Raw genomic sequence first — 17,206 nt, 5'->3', positions numbered from 1 at the left:
CGAAGGGCTCAGGCGGCCTGGACGCCAGCCTCGTTCAGCCATTCCAGGATCTTCTGCTTTGGCATGGCGCCGACCTTCATGGAGGCCATCTGCCCGCCCTTGAAGAGCATCATGGTCGGAATGCCGCGCACGCCGTAGCGGGACGGGGTGGTCGGGCTTTCCTCGATGTTCAGCTTGGCCACGACGACCTGGCTGCCTAGTTCGTCGGCGATCTGCTCCAGGGCCGGGGCGATCTGCTTGCACGGCCCGCACCATTCCGCCCAGAAGTCGACGAGCACCGGCTTGTCGGCCTGCAGGACGTCCTTCTCAAAGCTTTCGTCGGTGATCTTCACGGTGCTCATGAAAAGCTCCCTTTCGCGCCGGCTCTCGAAACGCGGACCGACGACTTTCGATGCGCGGATGTAGGCCGCGCGCCTCAAGGTATCAACAGTTACGGCCGAGGTCGGCAATGGATTCAACCATTAGGAATTCTGGAACCGCCATCAGCTTCGGGCCGTCCGTCCACACCAGCGCCGCCTCGATGCGGCGGGTGGGGAAAACCTCGGCAAGCACTGCGCGATAGAGCGCCATTTGGCGCAGATAGGCGGGGTCGGCGTCCTCGATCCGGTCGGGCGAGGGCCGGTTGGTCTTGAAGTCGGCGACCAGCACGCGCTCGGGCAGCACCACCAGCCGGTCGATGCGGCCGGAGATCTTCAGCCCGTTCGGCAGGCTCGCCGCCGTGCCCGCGATGGCCACCTCCGCGCGGCTGCCGGGGCCGAACACCTCGGCGAACCGCGGGTCCTCCAGGACGCCCATGGCCGCGGAAACCATCTCCCGGCGCTGGTACTCGGAGAGGTCACGCTCGCGGCCCAGCAGGCGCTGCGCCGCTTCGCGCCGCTCGGGCGGGGCGATGTCGGGTAGGATCTGCAGCAGCCGGTGGATCAGGTCGCCGCGGCGGAAGCGGCCCAGGCCGCCCACGGCGGCCAGGGGCGAGGGGCTCGGCGCCCGGTCGCTCTCCCCGAGGGTCGAGGGCGAAGCGTAGCGCGCGAAGGCTTCCTGTACGGCCGCCGCCCCGGTCCAGGCGGGCAGGGGCGCTTGCTCGGCCGCCGCGGCTGCCGCGGCCGGGGCCAGGCGCCTCGGGTCAGGACCGAAGCGCGTCGCCGTCACCTCGCCGCAGGCGGCCGGCGAGGTGTGGGGCCGAACGTCGTCGTGTTCGAAGGCGTTGCGGATCAGCCGCCACCATCCCTTCAGCCCATCTTCCTTGCGGTTGGCGGCGATGCGCCCGCAGATCACCAGCCGGTCGCGGGCGCGGGTCAGGGCGACGTAGAGCAGGCGCAGGGCCTCCTCCTCCTCCTTGCGCTTGCGCGCCTCGCGGGCGGCGGCCGACGTCGCGCAGTCGGCCTTGGCCGAGGCGCACCACAGGAACCCGCCGTCCTCGGTCTCCATCAGCGGCGATCCGCGCGCCCCGCCCTCCAGGGTGGTTTCCGGCAGGAATACGATCGGCGCCTCGAGGCCCTTCGCGCCATGGGTGGTCATCACCCGCACCTCGTCGCGGCCGCTCTCCAGCTCGCGCTTCACGACGATGTCCAGGCCCGCGAAATCGGCGACCAGCCGCTCCAGGTCCTCGATCCCCCGGGCCTCGGCGGCCAGGACCTGGGCCTGGAACTCGTCCAGGGCGTCCTCGGCCTCCGCGCCAAGGCGCGTCAGCAGCCGCGCGCGCATCGAGCGGTCCTGGCCGTCCCGGGCCGCCAGGGCGAGGCCGAAGAACTCGAAGGGCCGCCGGTCCCGGGCCCAGCCGAGCGCCGCCTGCAGGAGCTGCGCCGCCGCCCGCCACTCGGCCCGCTCGTCCGCCCGGCGGTTCAGCGCCGTCCACAGCCCGCCCTCGCGCCGATGCGCCAGGGCGTAGAGCCCCTCGTCGTCCACATCGCAGAAGGGGCTGCGCAGCAGGGCGGCGAGGTTGAGGTCGTCCTCGGGGAACAGGACGAACCGCGCCAGGGCCATCAGGTCGTCGAACACTATATGGCCGGACAACGACAGCCGGTCCGCCCCGGCCACGGGTATGCCCGCCTGCTTCAGCGCCCGCAGGATCTCTTCGAACAGGGCCCGCCGCCGCCGCACCAGGATCAGCACGTCGCCGTAGCGGGCCGGCCGCCAGCCGCGGTCGCGTTCCCACACCGCGTCCCCGCGCGCGACAAGGTCGGCGATCTCCGCGGCGATCGCGCGGGCCAGGCGCCGGTTCGCCCCGGCCTCGCTCTCCACGTCGAGGGGCGCGTCCCAGGCCTCGCGCTTGTCGCCCTTGGGCTCCACGAACAGAGGCCACAGGTCCACGCATCCGGGATGGTCGTGCCGGGTGGCCAGGTGGCGCACCTTCTCCTCCCCCCGGGGCGGCGGAACCCCTGCGCGGGTGTCCGGATCGTCGAACACCGTGTCGACGAAGCGGAGCACCTGGGCGGTCGACCGCCAGGATGCGACCAGGGGCACGGCCACGCCCTGCGCGCCCGCCGCCGCTATCCGCGCGAGCTGGGCTTCGGTCTCCACCAGCAGACGCTCGGGCGCCGCGCCCTGGAACGAGTAGATCGACTGTTTCTCGTCGCCCACCACGAACAGGCTGCGCGGCAGCTTTCCGCGCCGCGGCGCACCCGCGCCGGCGAAGAACTCGGCGGTGAGGGCGGTGATGATCTCCCACTGCTCGGGGGCGGTGTCCTGGGCCTCGTCCACCAGGATGTGGTCGATCCCGCCGTCCAGCTTGTAGAGCACCCAGGCCGCGTCCGGGCGCTCGGCCACGAGATCGCGGCTCCTTTCGATCAGGTCCGCGAAATCAAGGGCGCCGGAGGCGCGCTTCTCGATGCGGTAGGCCTCCAGGTAGGCGCTCGCCAGCGTCAGGGCGTAGACCGTGTCCTGCGCCACCCGGGCGGAACGCAGCCGCTCGCGCGCCGCCTCCAGCCGGTCCTGCTCGCTCAGCAAGGCCATCCGCAGGCCTTCGTCCGCCTTCAATCCGCTGGTCTTGCCCACCCAGGCCGCCGCCGCGCCCTCGCCGCCCTCGGTGAACAGCGCGCCGAGCATGGCCGAAAGGGGCGGCTCGGGCTCGGCCGCCACCGCGCGCAGCCTGGCCGCGGCGGTCTGGTCGGCCTTGCCTCCGAGGGCCAGCACCTCGGCGCAGGCGGTCCACAAGCGTCGGTCGAAGCCGGCGCGCGCCTCGGCTTCCACGACCTCGGGCGCCACCGGCCCGTCGAGGAAGCCGCACGCCGCCCAAGCCGCGGCCGCCGCGCCCGCGCCGCCGCCGCAGCGGCGGAAATGGGCGTCCAGGGCTCCCCGCCGGGCCTCGAAGGCCGCGAACATGGCGTTGAAGCTGGCGAAATCCAGGGCCACCGACATGCGCGCATAGGCCTCGGCCAGGGCCGGCAGGTCCGGACGCATCGCCGCCTGAGCCACCGCCTTGCGCGCCGCGCCGGCGACGGCCGCCGTGGCGGCGTCGTCCATCACCCGGAAACCGGGCGAGATCCCCGCCTCCAGGGGAAAGCGCCGCAGCAGCTTCTCGCAGAACGCATGGATCGTCTGGATCTTCAGCCCGCCGGGCGTCTCCAGGGCGCGGGCGAAAAGCGCGCGGGCTTCCGACAGGGCGGAGCCGTCATAGTCGCCGGACGAGCGGCCCTCCAGCTCGGCGAGTTCGGCCCGCAGGCTCTGGTCGTCGCGGACCGACCAGGCGCCCAGGCGGTCGAACAGGCGCCGCTGCATCTCGGCCGCCGCCGCCTTGGTGTAGGTCACGCACAGGATCGCCTCGGGCGCTGCGCCCGACAGCAGCAGCCGCGCCACCCGGTCGATCAGGGTCTTGGTCTTTCCCGAGCCGGCGTTGGCCGTGACGAAGGCCGACACCGCCGGGTCGGCGGCCCGCCGCTGCGGGTCGGCGTGGGTCATTCCCCGTCCTCCTCGCCGCTCGTCGACCACTCGAACACCCGCGCCAGATGGTCATGATCGCCGCCGCGGGCCTTCACGAACTGCGGCGCGGTGCGCGAGGCGTACGGGCGGTCCGGATCGTCGAAGGCGGCGATCAGCCGCGAGAGCCCTTCGAGCGCCCGCTCGGCGGCGTCGGCGCTTTCCTCGCCGGCGGCGGCGCGCACGATCGTCTGCCCGGCCGGCTTGCGGCCGGTCACTTCCAGATAGGTCAGGTCGCCCGGCCGCACGCGTCCGATCTCGGCGAATCCGCCCAGGGCCAGGATCGCCGCGGTGAGGGTCAGTTGCGGCGAGAACCCGGTGCGGACCATGTCGGCCGAAGGGGCGCGGCCGGTCTTGTAGTCCAGGATGTGGCCGAACCCCTCCGGGTCGACCTCGATGCGGTCGGCCTTGGCGGTCAGCACGAACGCGCCGGCGGGCGCTGAGATGGCGGCCAGCCCTTCGATCTCAACGTGGATCGCGCGCCCGTCGGCCCGGCGGGACGCCTCCAGCTCGGCGACCCAGAGCGCCGCCTCCCGCGCCAGCGCCGCCTCGCGGGCCAGGGCCTCCGGCGGCATGCCGGCGGCCTCCAGTTCGGCCATGTAGAAGGCTTCGAACCGCTCAGCCCCGTCCGGCGGCAGCTCGCGCGGGTAGGCCCGGGCGAACCGCTCAAAGGCGGCGTGGATCGCCGTGCCGCGGGCGCGGGCCTCCACCGGCTCGTCCGGGCGGTCCATCCGGTAGAGCTTGAGGATGTCCCGCGCCCACACCGCGTAGGGATCTCGGGTCAGGGCCTCGATGCGGGTCACGGCCAGCCTTCGGGGGCGGTGCTCCAGGGGCGGCTTGGGCGCAGGCCGCCGGGCCGGGGCGTAGGCGCCGGGCGCATCCAGGCCGCGCGCCCAGTCGATCAGCTCCGGGCGCCCGCCCAGGGGCACGCCGGCCCCCCGCGCCAGGGTCTCCAGCCGCCACAGCCAGCGCGACTTCACCGCCGGCGCGCCCTCCCGCCGCTCGGCGTGCAGCAGGATCACCTCCGGCGCGCAGGCCGCCTGCGCGAAGTCATGCGCCGACAGGCCGACCCGCCGCTCCGGCGGGGGCAGCCCGAGGCGCTCGCGCATCGGCCGCGACAGGAACGGGTCCAGTGGCGCTCCCTGCGGCCAGGTCCCTTCCTCCAGCCCGGCCAGCACCAGCCGGTCGGCGCGCACCAGCCGCGCCTCGATGGCGCCCAGGATGCGCAGGCGGGGATGGGTCGCGCCGCCGGCGCGCACCGTCTCGCCTTCGACCAGCCGCCGCAGGAGGTCGGCGAAGCCCCGCGGGCTGGCTGGCGGCAGACCCTCGCCCTCGCTCATCAGCCCGGCCAGCAGCCGGGCCAGGCACTCGCCGGCGGGACCCGACCAGAGTTCGCCGGTCGAACCCGACGCGTCCGCCGCCAGGGCCTCCATCGCGCTCGCCAGAGCTCGCGCCCCCGCCGCCGGCGGCGCCGCGCCGCCAGCGTAGAGATCGGCCAAGGGCGCCAGGGCGGCCCGCAGCCGCGCCAGCAAGTCCAGCGCCGCTTGCGCCTGGCCGTCGTCCTTGGCCGCGCCGATGCGCGCCTCCAGCGCCGCCCAGCTCCGCCGCCGGGCGCCACGCAACCCGAACCGCTCCAGCGCCCGGGCGGCCCGCGCCAAGTCGTCCGGCGCAAGCCCCAGCCGCACGAGCGGGTGCTTGGCGACGCCCAGCAAGGTCACCGGATCGAACGGATCCACCGTCGCCGCGGCGGCGAGCGCGGCCAGCACCGCGCAGCGGGCGCCGGCCAGGGCGTAGCCGGCCGAGGAATCGGGGACCACGCCCCAGCGGGCGAGCTTCAGGGTGACGCGCCGGGCCAGGGTCTGATCGGGGGTGACCAGGGCGGCCGTACGCTCCGGCGTCTCCAGGGTTTCGCGCAGGAGCAGGGCGGCGGCCTCGGCGGCCTCCTCTTCGCTGCGCGCCGTCACTAGGGACAGCCCGGCCAGGCCTTCGGCCACCGGATCCACCCCATCCGCATCGCCTTCGTGCCGCAGGGCCTCGATCACGTTCAGCCAGTCGGCGGTGGATTCGGCGGGCCGCAGCGCCTCGTTGACGATCCGCCGCCGCCAGCGTCCAGCCGCGGCGAAGGAGCCCGAGGCCGGCCACGCCCTCACCTCCTCCCGCTCCACCCCCGCCCGCGCCAGCAGCCGCCGGAGCGCTCCTTGCGGATGTTGTTCGCCCACCTTCAGCCAGGCGGCCTGCGCCAGGCTTTCGTCCAGGCCCGGCAGAACCACGCAGCCCTGCGGCGCCTTGGCCACCACCGTCAGCAGGCGCGCGGTGGCCGGCGCCGTGCCGGTGGAGCCCGCCGCGACCAGCACGCCCCGGGGCGGGGCGGCCTCCCAGCGCTCGGCCAGCCGCCGCAGCAGGGCCACGCGCCGGGCGCTCACGTCGGCCACGCCCAGCACGTCGAGCCGCCGCGGCCATTCGGCGAGCGCGTGCTCCAGAAACTCGCGGGAGACGCGCCAATGCGCCGCGAGGTCGGCCTCGACCAGATCGGCCAGCCCGCCCGCCGGATCGACCTCCTCGATCTGCAGGCTGTCCAGAAAGCCGCCCAGGGCCTCGGCCAGCTCCAGCACCGCGCCGGCGTCCAGCTCGCGGTTCAGCAGGCCCTCGGCCTCCTTGACCATCCGCATCAGCTCGAAGCGGCGGCGAAGGGGCTCGATGGCCGGCGGCAGGTCCAGCGCCAGGTCCCCAGGCTCGAACGGCGGCTCGCCCTCGTCCAGGTCGCCGACGGGCCGAATCTGCGGCGGCAGCACGGCCTTTCCGCCGGCCGCGGCTATGAAGGCGTCGGCCAGCGCCCGCGCCCCGCGCCGCGTCGGCGTCAGCACCACCGCCTGGGAGAGGGCGTCCGGGCCCAGTGGCGCGAGGGCGTCGTGCAGGCCCTTCGCCAGGTCCTCCACGAAGGGCCGGTGGGCCGGAATGTTGAACCAGCGCGGTCCCGGCCCATCGAAGAGGCCGCCTCCGCTCATGGCGCCGCCGCCAGCCTCGCCTCGGCCTCGTCGCGGGCCTGGGGATCGCCCACGTGCATCCAGAAGCCGTCCATCACTGCGCCGAACAGCCGCCGCTCGCCGCTCAGCCGTCGCCAGACCGGGACCATGGAAAAGGCGCCCGCGCCTTCGCCGTCCAGCACCCGCGGCTTGATGATCTGCACGCCCGTAAAGGCGAAGGGCGTCGGCGGCTCAGGCTCGGCCGAATGCGTCAGCCGGCCCTCCGCGTCCCGGAAGAAACCGCGCGGCCCTTCGAAGCCGATCCCCTGGCCCCGCGGCGCCAGCAGCAGGCAGGCGTCCATCCGCCTGGGGTCCCACAGCGCCTTCATCGCCTCCAGGGCCGGCGTTTCGCCCTCGATCCAGAGCGAATCGATATTGGCCACCCACACCGGCTCATCGCCCAGCAGCGGGCGGGCGTGGCGCACGCCGCCGCCGGAGTCCAGCAGCTCGGCCCGCTCATCTGAGATCAGCACCCGCGGGCGGACCCGCCCGGCCAGGTGCGCCTCCATCTGGTCGGCGAAGTGGTGAACGTTGACCACTGCGGTCTCCACCCCGGCCTCGGCCAGGCGGTCCAGCACGTGGTCGATGAGCGCCTTGCCGCCCACCTCGACCAGCGCCTTCGGCCGCGTGTCGGTGAGCGGGCGCATGCGGGTGCCCAGGCCCGCGGCCATCACCATCGCCACCTTCGGCCCGGATTGGCTCACCGCCGCGCCTCGGCCGGGATGTTGCGGTCGAACCAGGCCTTGATCGGAGCCAGCTCGGGGTCGGCCAGGCATCGGTCCAGATAGCGCCACATGCGCGGCATGAAGGCCTCGTACTTCGGCCGCCCGAAGCCGGACACCTGCCGGGCGAAGATAAACAGGATGCGCGAGACGTTCAGCGCGCCCAGGGCGTGATAGTCGGCCAGGAACTGCCGCCGGTCCACCTCGGGCCGCAGCTCGAAATAGCGGGCGAGCGCGGCGGCCTCGCGTTCCGGCGACACGTCGCGCCGTCCGTCGTGCAGGAGCATCGACAGGTCCCAGGCCGGGTGCGCCCGCAGGGCGTCCTGGAAGTCCAGCATGCCGACCTGCGCCGCGCCACGGCGCTCGGGCAGCCAGATCAGGTTTTCGGCGTGGTAGTCGCGATGGCAGAACACCGTGGCCCCCGCCTCGCCGCGGGCGCGGATCGGCGCCCATAGAGCGTCCCATTCGGCCGCGGCTTCGGCCGAGAAGGGCGCCAGGCCCGAGAATTTCGGCCACCACTCCAGGAACATCTCCCCGCCTGTGGCCAGGGCGAGGTCGTCGTAGGTCAGGAGCGGCCAGCTCGCGGTCCCTGCGCACAGACTGGCCGGCGGCTCCACCGCGTGGATCGCCGCGAGGGCGTCGATCGCCGCGGCGTAGAGCGGGGCTTCGTCGGCGCCGCCGGCGATGAGGCTGGCGTAGAGATCATCGCCCAGGTCTTCCAGCACCGCCAGGCCGGCTTCGGCGTCGTGGGCGACGACCTGGGGCGTCGACAGGCCTTGGTCGTGCAGCCAGGAGGCCGCGCAGATGAAGGCGTCCACGCGTCCCGCCGCCAGGCGGGCCATGGCGTTGTAGCCGGCCGCCCGCCGCTCCTCGGGCGTCGCCCCGGGCGGGCAGGGGGCGCTCTCGACCGGCGGCTGGTCCATGAAGATCAGGCTCGCCCGACCCGGCCGGTGCAGGCGCTCGTAGCGGCGCGTGGAGGCGTCTCCAGCCAGCGGCTCGCGCCGCGCCTCGGCCAGGCCGTGCCGGGCGAGGAACGCGCTTTTCAGGGCCTCACGATCCAACTTCCAGTCCTCGTCCAATCCAGGCCCCGTGCGGCGTCAGGCGCGCGCGGCGGGTCTCGCCGCCAGGCCCTGATTCGGGGGTGAGCGTTACATCTAGCCGATCCGGCGGCAGGGCGCCTTCCAGCCGCTCGGGCCATTCGATCACCGCCGCCCCATCGTCGAGCGCCTCGTCCAGCCCGATCTCGTAGGCCTCTTCGGCCGAGCTCAGGCGGTAGAGGTCGAAATGGGCGAGGTTCAGGCCGCGCCCCTCGTAGAACTGCACCAGGGTGAAGGTGGGGCTCGGCGCGTCCTGGTCCGGCGTCGTGAGCGCCCGGATGAGGGCCCGCGCCAGGGTCGACTTGCCGGCCCCCAGCGGCCCGGACAGGCACACCGCCTCGCCCTTCCGCAGGGCTTGGGCGATCCGGGCGCCCAGGCGCGCGGTGGCGGCCTCGTCGGGGAGGTGAAGCTCGCGCCGGGCCGATGAGCTCATGCGAACGGCCGGTCCGGATCGAGCGGCAGGGTGCGTTCCACATAGCTTTTCATCGCCGTGGTGGCGGCGACGGCGTCCGGATCCAACGCGCCAGGCGCGACCGGCGGGCCGACGATCAGGCTGAAGCTGCGTCCGCGCTTGTTCAGAAGCTCGTGGAACAGGGTGATGTCGCGCAACTCCCCGGAAAAGCGGTCGAAGGCGTGGAACAGGGTCGACCAGGGGCCGGTCATGTGCACCGGCACGATCGGAGCCTCGTGCCGCCGCGCGATCGACAGGGCGCTCGCCATCCACGGCGGGTCCGACAAGGTCCCGTCCGGGGCGCGCCGAGCCAGCCGCCCGGCGGGGAAGATCGCCAGGGCGCGTTCGGCCTCCATCGCCTGGCGCGTCAGCTGCAGGGTCAGGCGGGTGCGCTCGCGGGTGCGCTTTTCCTCCACCCACTCCACCGGGATCAGCACGTCGGAAAAGCCCGGCGCGACCCGGTGGGCGTCGGCGTTGGCGTAGAAGCACAGGTCCGGCCGCCTCGCCTTGACCGCGTCGTAGAGGGCGATCCCGTCGGCGATGCCGGTGGGGTGGTTGGACACCATCACCACCCGTCCGGCCGTGGGGATCCGCTCGAGTCCCCGCACGGCCACCTTCACCGACAGGAGCTGGGAGACGTGCTCCAGCGCCGCCGCCCCGGGCAGGGGGGCGATCACATCGGCCATCCGCCGCGCCTTGGCGTAGTTCAGCAGCCGGTAGAGCAGGGGCCGCAGCAGCGGCCAGGTCGGATGGCGCGACAGGTTGGGCGCCCGCTCGGCGATCAGCACGTCGACGATGTGGTCGTGTCCCGTGCGGCTGTGCGGCAGGACGGGGGCCGAGGTGGCGAGCGTCATGGAAGCAACATGCCTCTGTCGTGCGCTCCCGGGCAAGTGACGCCCCGACGCACCCGCAGAGGGTCCGAAAGGCGGGGCCTCAAGAGGGCTGGTCAAGGCCGGCGCCCGGACCTACACACCGAAGCCTGCAGCGAACCCGGAGGATAGGCCATGCGCGAGATCCATCACTTCATCGGCGGCGTCTCGACGCCTTCGGGGACCGGCCGGTACGGCGAGGTGTTCGATCCCAACACCGGCCGGGTGCAGGCGCGGGTGGGTCTGGCCGACGCGACCGAGGTGGACGCCGCCGTCCAGGCGGCGCTCAAGGCCCAGCCGGCCTGGGCCGCCGTCAATCCGCAGCGCCGGGCGCGGGTGATGTTCGCCTTCAAGCGCCTGGTCGAGGCGCGCATGGACGAGCTGGCCGAGCTGCTGTCCAGCGAGCACGGCAAGGTGATCGCCGACTCCAAGGGCGACCTGCAGCGCGGCCTGGAGGTGATCGAGTTCGCCTGCGGCGTGCCGCACCTGCTGAAGGGCGAATACACCGAGGGCGCCGGCCCGGGGATCGACGTCTTCTCCATGCGCCAGCCGCTTGGCGTGGCCGCCGGCATCACCCCGTTCAACTTCCCGGCCATGATCCCGATGTGGATGTTCGGCGTGGCCCTGGCCGTGGGCAACGCCTTCGTGCTCAAGCCGTCCGAGCGGGACCCCAGCGTGCCGGTGCGCCTGGGCGAGCTGTTCATGGAGGCCGGCGCCGACCAGGGCATGGACCTGAAGGGCGTGCTCAACGTCTTGCATGGCGACAAGGCCGCCGTCGACGCCATCCTGCAGCATCCGGCGATCGCCGCCGTCAGCTTCGTCGGCTCCTCCGACATCGCCCACTACGTCTACCTGACCGGAACCGCTCAGGGTAAGCGCGTGCAGGCGATGGGGGGCGCCAAGAACCACGGCATCGTCCTGCCCGACGCCGATCTCGACCAGACGGTGAAGGACCTGGTGGGCGCCGCCTACGGCTCGGCCGGCGAGCGCTGCATGGCGCTTCCGGTCACGGTGCCGGTCGGCGAGAAGACCGCCGTCGCCCTGCGCGAAAAGCTGGCGGCCGAAATCGAGACCCTGAAGGTGGGCGTCTCCACCGATGCTTCCGCCCAGTACGGCCCGGTGGTCACCGCCCAGCACAAGCAGAAGATCGAGGGCTATATCCAGCTTGGCGTCGACGAGGGGGCCGAGCTGGTGGTCGACGGCCGCGGCTTTTCCCTGCAGGGCTTCGAGGAGGGCTTCTTCGTCGGTCCGACCCTGTTCGACCACGTCAAGCCGACCATGAAGACCTATCAGGAGGAGATCTTCGGCCCGGTGCTGCAGATCGTCCGCGCCGAGAGCTTCGACGAGGCCCTGGCCCTGCCCAGCGCCCACCAGTACGGCAACGGCGTCGCCATCTTCACCCGCAACGGCCGCGCCGCCCGCGAATTCGCCAGCCGCGTCAACGTCGGCATGGTCGGGATCAACGTGCCGATCCCGGTGCCGGTGGCCTACCACTCCTTCGGCGGCTGGAAGCGATCGGCCTTCGGCGACGCCAACCAGCACGGCATGGAGGGCGTGCGCTTCTACACCAAGGTCAAGACGGTCACGGCCCGCTGGCCCGAGGGCGACGTGACCGACTCCGCCTTCGTCATCCCGACCATGAGGTAGGCCGGCGAGGAGCGGGGAGGGCGCGCCGATGAAGAGCTTTCGCCTCTGGGGGATGGCGGCGCTGTTCGTCGCCCTGGTGGGCGGGACCCTCTGGGCGGTCTGGAACTTCGACCTGCGCTGGCGGCCGCACACCATCGCCAAGGACGAGGCCAAGGTCGCGCGCCTCCTTGAACAGGCCGGCTGGGTTTCCCCGGGCCTGACCGGGCCCAAGCTCTACATGGTCAGCTTCCGCTCCTGCCCCGATTGCCTGCGCTTTAAGCAGGAGCAGTTCCCCGACCTGCACGCCGCCGGCGTCGACACCCGTGTGATCGAGATCGCCCGCCGAGACGTGAACGGCGTAGCCAAGTCCACCCCGACGGAGCGGTCCACCGTGGCCGAACTCTGGGTGAACCGCAGCTGGCGCCTGGCGCAGGACTGGGACGAAACCCCGATCGAAGCCTGGGAGGCCTCGGGCATCCCGCCAGCCGACGGCGACGCGGCCCGCAGCGCCGTCGTCGAGGCCGGCCGCGACCTCGTGGACGAACTGAGCCCGCTGATGAAGAAGAACGGCGTCGCCTTCGCCTACCCGCTGCTGGTCTGGTGGACCCAGGATGGGAAGATGCGCGCCTGCGCCTGCGAGCGGCGCGAAACCTACAAGCATGTTCGCAAGGAACTCGGCCTCGACGGCTGAGGCCGCCGCTCAAAGGGGGAAACAATGATCGGACGCATGACGAAAACCCTGGTCGCCACGGCGGCGATCGCCGCGCTTCTCGCGCCCTCGCTGGCCGCGGGGGCCGACCTCGACCCCAGCCAGGGGGACGGCGGCGTCCCCGAGTTCTACGCCTGGACCGCGCCGGTGACGGCCGGGCCCGGGACGATGCTGCGCACCGAGCCCCTGCCGGACGGCCTCCTTCTGGCCAACGCCTCCAAGGGGGTGCGCATCCTCTACGCCTCCACCGACGGACTCGACGGCAAGTCGCCCGTTCCCGTCTCCGGCGCCCTGTTCATTCCCAAGGGCGAGGCGCCTGAGGGCGGCTGGCCGCTGATGGCCTGGGCCCACGGCACCGTCGGCGTGGCGGACGTCTGCGCGCCGTCCTACGCCGGCCGCTCCCAGCGCGACATCACCTATCTCAATCACTGGCTGGCCCAGGGCTACGCCGTGGTCGCCTCCGACTACCAGGGCCTGGGAACGCCTGGCGGGCACCCCTACATGGCCTCGCGCCCGGCCGCCTACAGCGTGCTCGACAGCGTGCGCGCGGTGCAGGCCGGCGACTTCGAGCTGTCCAAGAAGGTCGTCCTGGTCGGCCAGAGCCAGGGGGGCGGCGCGGCCTTCGCCACCGCCGGATACGCCGCCGCCTACGCCCCTGAGCTCGACGTGCGCGGCACGGTCGCCACCGGCACCCCCTGGGTCACGCCCCAGACCTTCGCCGGCGCCACGGCGGCAGGCCGCGACACGCCCCAGGAGACTTTCGCCTACATCCTGCTGATCCTGTACCTCGTGAAGCAGACCGACCCCTCGTTCCGGTTCGAGGACTACGTCAGCGAAAAGGCCATGCCCGCGGTGAAGCTGGGCGCCGAGGGGTGCCTGGGCGCGGTGGCCGAGCGGGTCATGGCCGACGGCCTGACCTTCACCAACAGCTTCATCCAGGACCCGACGGTAAAGCTGGCCGCCGTCTTCGACCAGATGGGCTATGCGACGCTCAAGCCCTCCGCCCCTGTCTTCATGGGCACCGGCGGCAAGGACGTGGACGTGCCGCCGCCGATGCAGAAGGCCCTGATCGTGGCCGCCTGCCGCGCCGGCGCCCGGCTGGAGACCCACTATTACGCCGAGCTCGACCATTCGGGCGCGGTGAACGGCTCGCTCGGCGATTCCACCCCGTTCGTGAAGAAGGCGTTCGCGGGCGAGCCCCTGGACGGCGATTGCGCGGGAAGCTGGGCGGCCCAATAGCGCCTGCGCCTCGCCCGTTGTGATCGTGCGCCGCACGCGCTAGGGGGGCGGCGATGGCCTCCCCCCTGCTGACCGCTTACGCCCGGCGCCTGGACGCCGGCGAGATCCGACCGGACCCCGTGCAGGCTCAGGCGCTGCAGCCGCTCGCGCGCCTGGAAGCCGACCTCGAGGCGGCCAACGGCGGTGGTCTGCTGGCGCGCTTCCGCCGGCCTCAGAGCCAGCGCGGCGTCTACCTCTGGGGCCCGGTGGGCCGGGGCAAGTCCATGCTGATGGACCTGTTCTTCGAGACGGCGCCGGTGGAGAAGAAGCGCCGCACCCACTTCCACGTCTTCATGGGCGAGATCCACCGGCTGATCGACGCCTGGCGCAAGGGCGATGCGACCCAGCGCAAGGCGCGCTTCGGCCAGGCCAAGGGCGACGACCCCATCCCCCCTGTGGCCGAGGTGGTCGCGGACCAGGCCCGCCTTCTGTGCTTCGACGAACTGCAGGTCACCGACATCGCCGACGCCATGATCCTCGGCCGGCTGTTCCAGGCCCTGTTCGAACGCGGCGTCACCCTGGTCGCGACGTCCAACCGCCCGCCTGACGACCTCTACAAGGACGGCATCAACCGACAGCTCTTCCTGCCGTTCATCAGCCTGCTGAAGGTCAATATGGATATCGTCGCCGTGGCGGGTTCGCACGACTACCGCCTCGACCGGCTGCGGGCCGCGGGAACCTGGTTCTCGCCGATCGACCCGGACAACGAACGACAGTTCGACGCCCTGTGGGCCGACATGCTCGACGGCGACGAGGAGCTGGGCGAGACCCTCGAGGTGCTGGGCCGCAAGGTGCACCTGCCGCACGCCACGGGGGGGCTCCTGCGCGCCAGCTTCGCCAGTCTCTGCTCGGTCGCCCTTGGGCCCAACGACTACCTGGCGATCGCCGAGCGCTTCCACACCGTCTTCCTGGGCGACGTGCCGGCGCTTTCGCCCGCGCGCCGCGAGGAGGCCCGGCGCTTCGTCACCCTGATCGACGCGCTCTATGAGGCGCGCACCAAGCTGATCGTCCTGGCCGCCGCCGAGCCGATCCGGTTGTACCCCGAAGGGGACGGTGCGTTCGAATTCGAACGCACCGCCTCACGCCTCCAGGAAATGCGCTCCGCCGACTGGCTCGCCGAGGACTGAGACGCCCGCCCGGCGCGCTACTTGTTCGGGTTGATCAGGTACTTCTCGCCCGTGGCCCGGCGATTGTAGGCCGCGATCACCTCCGGCTTCAGGGCCTCGGCCAGGGAGATCTCAGCCGTGTAGTGGCTGGCGAAGGTGGTCTTCAGCTCATCGGCCACCCTTTGGCGCAGCGCCTGGGCCGCCTGCGGTCCGATCTTCATCAGGAAGGGGGTCAGCAGCCAGCCGCCCAGGCCCCAGGCCATGCCGAAGGCCCGGTTCAGCTCGGTCGGCCGGGTGTCCAGTCCGCCGTAGATGTAGACCTGCTTGTGCACCGAGGAGCCGTAGCGGCTGTATTCGGTGGCCTTCTTGTTGGCCGCCGCCTCCATGCAGGCCAGAATCTGGCCGGCCAGCTTGCCGCCGCCGATGGCGTCGAAGGCCAAGGTGGCGCCGGTCTCCACCAGGGCGGCCGTCAGGTCCTCAACGAAGCTCGGGCTCGACGAATCCACGACGTGCCTGGCGCCCTGGTCCTTCAGCAGCTTCACCTGCTCGGGGCTGCGCACGATGTTCACCAGCTCCACGCCGTCCTTCAGGCAGATGCGGTTGAGCATCTGGCCAAGGTTCGAAGCGGCCGCGGTGTGCACCAGGGCGGTGTGGCCTTCGCGGCGCATGGTCTCCACCATGCCGAGGGCGGTGAGCGGATTGACGAAGCAGGAGGCGCCGTCGGCGGCCGTAGCGCCTGGCGGCAACGGCAGGGCGTCGGCGGCCTTCACGCAGCGGTGCTGGGCGTACATCGCCCCGCCGAGGATCGCCACGGTCTTGCCCAGCAGCGCCTGGGCCTGCGGCGAGGCGCCGGCCGCCACCACCGTGCCTGCGCCCTCGTTGCCCACGGGCATCGACTGGTCGAGCCTTGCGCCGAGCATGCGCATCGCCTGTGACGGGATCTGCCCCGTCACGACCGCGCCGGTCCCCTCGCCGGACACCTTCAGGGTCGACAGGTCGGCCGGGCCGATCAGCAGGCCCAGGTCGGACGGGTTGATCGGCGAGGCCTCCACTCGGACCACGATCTCGTCGTCCGCCGGTTCCGGGATCGGGACCTGCGCCAGCGAGAGCTCGAGCTCGCCGCTGGACTTCACCAGCGTACGCAGTTGCAGGCTCATGGAATTGTCGGCCACGTGGCGTCTCCCTTCAGGTCGTTTGTCGCGTTCGGCGCCCGTCGCGCCCTCGGCCCCGGGGGCGACATGGGGCGCCGGCACCTGCGCCCGCAAGGCCTTGCGGGCTGAAAATGCGCACGGTCGTTTGCGCCGGCTGATCTCAAAGATCGCGGAACAGGCCGTCGTGTAGAGTCGTCGCGCCGTCAGGTTGACGTGCCTGATTTCGCTCAATTAGGCCCCGTCATTCGACAAATGTCGGAAAATGTGTTAGAGGACACGCCAGCTCGGATATCGCCGTATCAACCAAAGTAGGAGAGAGTTTGAACAGAGTATCGCCATCGAATACTGTCATAGTTGCTATGCATTCTGAATGCGGCGCGCAGCGCATCGTTGAATTGCTTTCCGATGCCGGCTTCAGCGTCGTCGGCCCCGTGGGTCGGGCTTCCGCCGCCCTCGTTCTGGCCGCCCAGTCGCCCGTGAATTTCGCCGTCGTCGGCGAACGCCTTGAGGGCCGCCGCGACGGCCATCAGCTCGCCCGAGAACTCGAGCGCACCTGGGGCGCCCGCTCGGTCGTCATCGGCGCCTCCGTCCGCGACCACGACCCCCCGCTCCCCGCGGCCTGACCTCCGTTTCCCTGCGCGCGCCTGCGCCGGCGCCCCGAAAGGGCGGCCGTCCGGCCTCGCGCCTCCGTTTCCACACCCGAAAGGACCTCCCCATGAAAGCTCGCCGCAACGCCCCCGCCCGTCCCAAGCCCCAGCGCGGCCGCTTCCAGCAGGGCCCGCGCACCCGCGCCGGCCTGATGACCGCCCCGCGCATGGACTTCGGAGACATCGACAACGCCGAATGGCTGCTGTTCGAGGAGGGTGTCACCCTCGCGCCGATCGCCTGCGAGCCGGCGGGCTCCGGCGGCGCGCCCTACGGCTCGGTGAACGTGCTCTCCACCGCCGGCGTCGCCGACATCGAGAGCCACGCCCTGGCCGGCGTCGTCGTGCCGGGCGCGCAGGACCCCCGCTCGGCCGAGGGCGAAAGCCAGTTCGACAAGCTGATCAACACCGCCTGCCAGGAAGGCCTGCCCGTGATGGCCTTCGGTCCGGGCGTGGAGCGCACGCTGCAGGCGGTTGGCTATGACATCCCGGCCAACATGCCGCCGGCGCTGCTCCTGCACCAGGGGGTTCGCATCCTCGAGACCGCCGACGACGTGCGCGACGCCCTGGCCGTGTTCCGCGGCGTCCAGGCGCGCCGGGCCGCCTGAGGCGCGGCGC

14 protein-coding genes are annotated in these 17,206 nt (G+C 72.2%); 5 read left to right on the top strand and 9 right to left on the bottom strand.

What is annotated here, in order from left to right; translation table 11 throughout:
* Window positions 1–8: 8 nt before the first annotated feature.
* The 7 genes from trxA to ACK4YQ_RS02955 all read right to left on the bottom strand — a co-directional run bounded on the left by trxA (window position 9) and on the right by ACK4YQ_RS02955 (window position 10,059).
* Complete coding sequence (gene trxA / locus ACK4YQ_RS02985) at window positions 9–341, bottom strand: thioredoxin (RefSeq protein WP_409608125.1); 333 nt, start codon at window positions 339–341, stop codon at window positions 9–11.
* Between the two features lie 82 nt (window positions 342–423).
* On the bottom strand, window positions 424–3,894 hold the full coding sequence (gene addA / locus ACK4YQ_RS02980; RefSeq protein WP_409608123.1) for a double-strand break repair helicase AddA: 3,471 nt from the start codon (window positions 3,892–3,894) through the stop codon (window positions 424–426).
* Window positions 3,891–6,917 (bottom strand): double-strand break repair protein AddB, encoded by a 3,027-nt coding sequence (gene addB, locus ACK4YQ_RS02975; RefSeq protein WP_409608121.1) that lies wholly within the window; start codon window positions 6,915–6,917, stop codon window positions 3,891–3,893. Before addB ends, addA begins: the two co-directional genes overlap by 4 nt.
* A complete protein-coding gene (locus ACK4YQ_RS02970; protein ID WP_409609506.1) occupies window positions 6,914–7,612 on the bottom strand; it encodes a nucleotidyltransferase family protein in 699 nt (232 codons plus the stop codon). The genes addB and ACK4YQ_RS02970 overlap by 4 nt, the downstream gene beginning before the upstream one ends.
* A gap of 23 nt (window positions 7,613–7,635) precedes the next feature.
* Window positions 7,636–8,718 carry an N-acetylmuramate/N-acetylglucosamine kinase AmgK gene (gene amgK / locus ACK4YQ_RS02965; RefSeq protein WP_409608119.1) on the bottom strand — a complete coding sequence of 361 codons (1,083 nt, stop codon included), beginning with the start codon at window positions 8,716–8,718 and terminating at the stop codon, window positions 7,636–7,638.
* Entirely contained in the window at window positions 8,708–9,187 is a 480-nt protein-coding gene (tsaE, locus tag ACK4YQ_RS02960; RefSeq protein ID WP_409608117.1) for a tRNA (adenosine(37)-N6)-threonylcarbamoyltransferase complex ATPase subunit type 1 TsaE, read from the bottom strand. The genes amgK and tsaE overlap by 11 nt, the downstream gene beginning before the upstream one ends.
* Window positions 9,184–10,059, bottom strand: coding sequence for a GNAT family N-acetyltransferase (locus ACK4YQ_RS02955; protein WP_409608115.1), 876 nt, complete (start codon window positions 10,057–10,059; stop codon window positions 9,184–9,186). The genes tsaE and ACK4YQ_RS02955 overlap by 4 nt, the downstream gene beginning before the upstream one ends.
* 150 nt (window positions 10,060–10,209) lie before the next feature.
* Between ACK4YQ_RS02955 and ACK4YQ_RS02950 the strand changes: the two genes are divergently transcribed.
* From ACK4YQ_RS02950 to zapE, 4 genes are read left to right on the top strand one after another with little or no spacing between them, the layout of a single operon-like run.
* A complete protein-coding gene (locus tag ACK4YQ_RS02950; protein WP_409608113.1) occupies window positions 10,210–11,721 on the top strand; it encodes a CoA-acylating methylmalonate-semialdehyde dehydrogenase in 1,512 nt (503 codons plus the stop codon).
* Window positions 11,722–11,749: 28 nt separating this feature from the next.
* The gene (locus ACK4YQ_RS02945) at window positions 11,750–12,391 is read left to right on the top strand and encodes a hypothetical protein (RefSeq protein ID WP_409608111.1); all 642 of its coding nucleotides are present in this window, start codon (window positions 11,750–11,752) and stop codon (window positions 12,389–12,391) included.
* 36 nt (window positions 12,392–12,427) lie between these two features.
* A complete protein-coding gene (locus tag ACK4YQ_RS02940) occupies window positions 12,428–13,648 on the top strand; it encodes a lipase family protein (RefSeq protein ID WP_409608109.1) in 1,221 nt (406 codons plus the stop codon).
* Between the two features lie 53 nt (window positions 13,649–13,701).
* The gene (gene zapE / locus ACK4YQ_RS02935) at window positions 13,702–14,814 is read left to right on the top strand and encodes a cell division protein ZapE (RefSeq protein WP_409608107.1); all 1,113 of its coding nucleotides are present in this window, start codon (window positions 13,702–13,704) and stop codon (window positions 14,812–14,814) included.
* 17 nt (window positions 14,815–14,831) lie between these two features.
* On the opposite strand, the gene ACK4YQ_RS02930 is transcribed toward zapE, so the two are convergent.
* The gene (locus ACK4YQ_RS02930) at window positions 14,832–15,965 is read right to left on the bottom strand and encodes a zinc-binding dehydrogenase (protein WP_409608105.1); all 1,134 of its coding nucleotides are present in this window, start codon (window positions 15,963–15,965) and stop codon (window positions 14,832–14,834) included.
* A gap of 278 nt (window positions 15,966–16,243) precedes the next feature.
* Window positions 16,244–16,543, bottom strand: coding sequence for a hypothetical protein (locus tag ACK4YQ_RS02925; protein WP_409608103.1), 300 nt, complete (start codon window positions 16,541–16,543; stop codon window positions 16,244–16,246).
* A 116-nt stretch (window positions 16,544–16,659) separates the two neighbouring features.
* Here ACK4YQ_RS02925 and ACK4YQ_RS02920 point away from each other — a divergent pair, with 116 nt between their 5' ends.
* Complete coding sequence (locus ACK4YQ_RS02920) at window positions 16,660–17,196, top strand: hypothetical protein (protein WP_409608101.1); 537 nt, start codon at window positions 16,660–16,662, stop codon at window positions 17,194–17,196.
* The last annotated feature ends 10 nt before the right edge of the window (window positions 17,197–17,206 follow it).

Origin of the sequence: Phenylobacterium sp., from assembly GCF_046291545.1 — a bacterium.
Classification (GTDB): Bacteria; Pseudomonadota; Alphaproteobacteria; order Caulobacterales; family Caulobacteraceae; genus Phenylobacterium.
This window is presented reverse-complemented; position numbering and strand designations above follow the sequence as displayed.

Coding starts and splice junctions, on each gene's coding strand:
- trxA (WP_409608125.1), bottom strand. CDS start 341: ATGAGCACCGTGAAGATCACCGACGAAAGCTTTGAGAAGGACGTCCTG.
- addA (WP_409608123.1), bottom strand. CDS start 3,894: ATGACCCACGCCGACCCGCAGCGGCGGGCCGCCGACCCGGCGGTGTCG.
- addB (WP_409608121.1), bottom strand. CDS start 6,917: ATGAGCGGAGGCGGCCTCTTCGATGGGCCGGGACCGCGCTGGTTCAAC.
- ACK4YQ_RS02970 (WP_409609506.1), bottom strand. CDS start 7,612: ATGGTGATGGCCGCGGGCCTGGGCACCCGCATGCGCCCGCTCACCGAC.
- tsaE (WP_409608117.1), bottom strand. CDS start 9,187: ATGAGCTCATCGGCCCGGCGCGAGCTTCACCTCCCCGACGAGGCCGCC.
- ACK4YQ_RS02955 (WP_409608115.1), bottom strand. CDS start 10,059: ATGACGCTCGCCACCTCGGCCCCCGTCCTGCCGCACAGCCGCACGGGA.
- ACK4YQ_RS02950 (WP_409608113.1), top strand. CDS start 10,210: ATGCGCGAGATCCATCACTTCATCGGCGGCGTCTCGACGCCTTCGGGG.
- ACK4YQ_RS02945 (WP_409608111.1), top strand. CDS start 11,750: ATGAAGAGCTTTCGCCTCTGGGGGATGGCGGCGCTGTTCGTCGCCCTG.
- ACK4YQ_RS02940 (WP_409608109.1), top strand. CDS start 12,428: ATGACGAAAACCCTGGTCGCCACGGCGGCGATCGCCGCGCTTCTCGCG.
- zapE (WP_409608107.1), top strand. CDS start 13,702: ATGGCCTCCCCCCTGCTGACCGCTTACGCCCGGCGCCTGGACGCCGGC.
- ACK4YQ_RS02920 (WP_409608101.1), top strand. CDS start 16,660: ATGAAAGCTCGCCGCAACGCCCCCGCCCGTCCCAAGCCCCAGCGCGGC.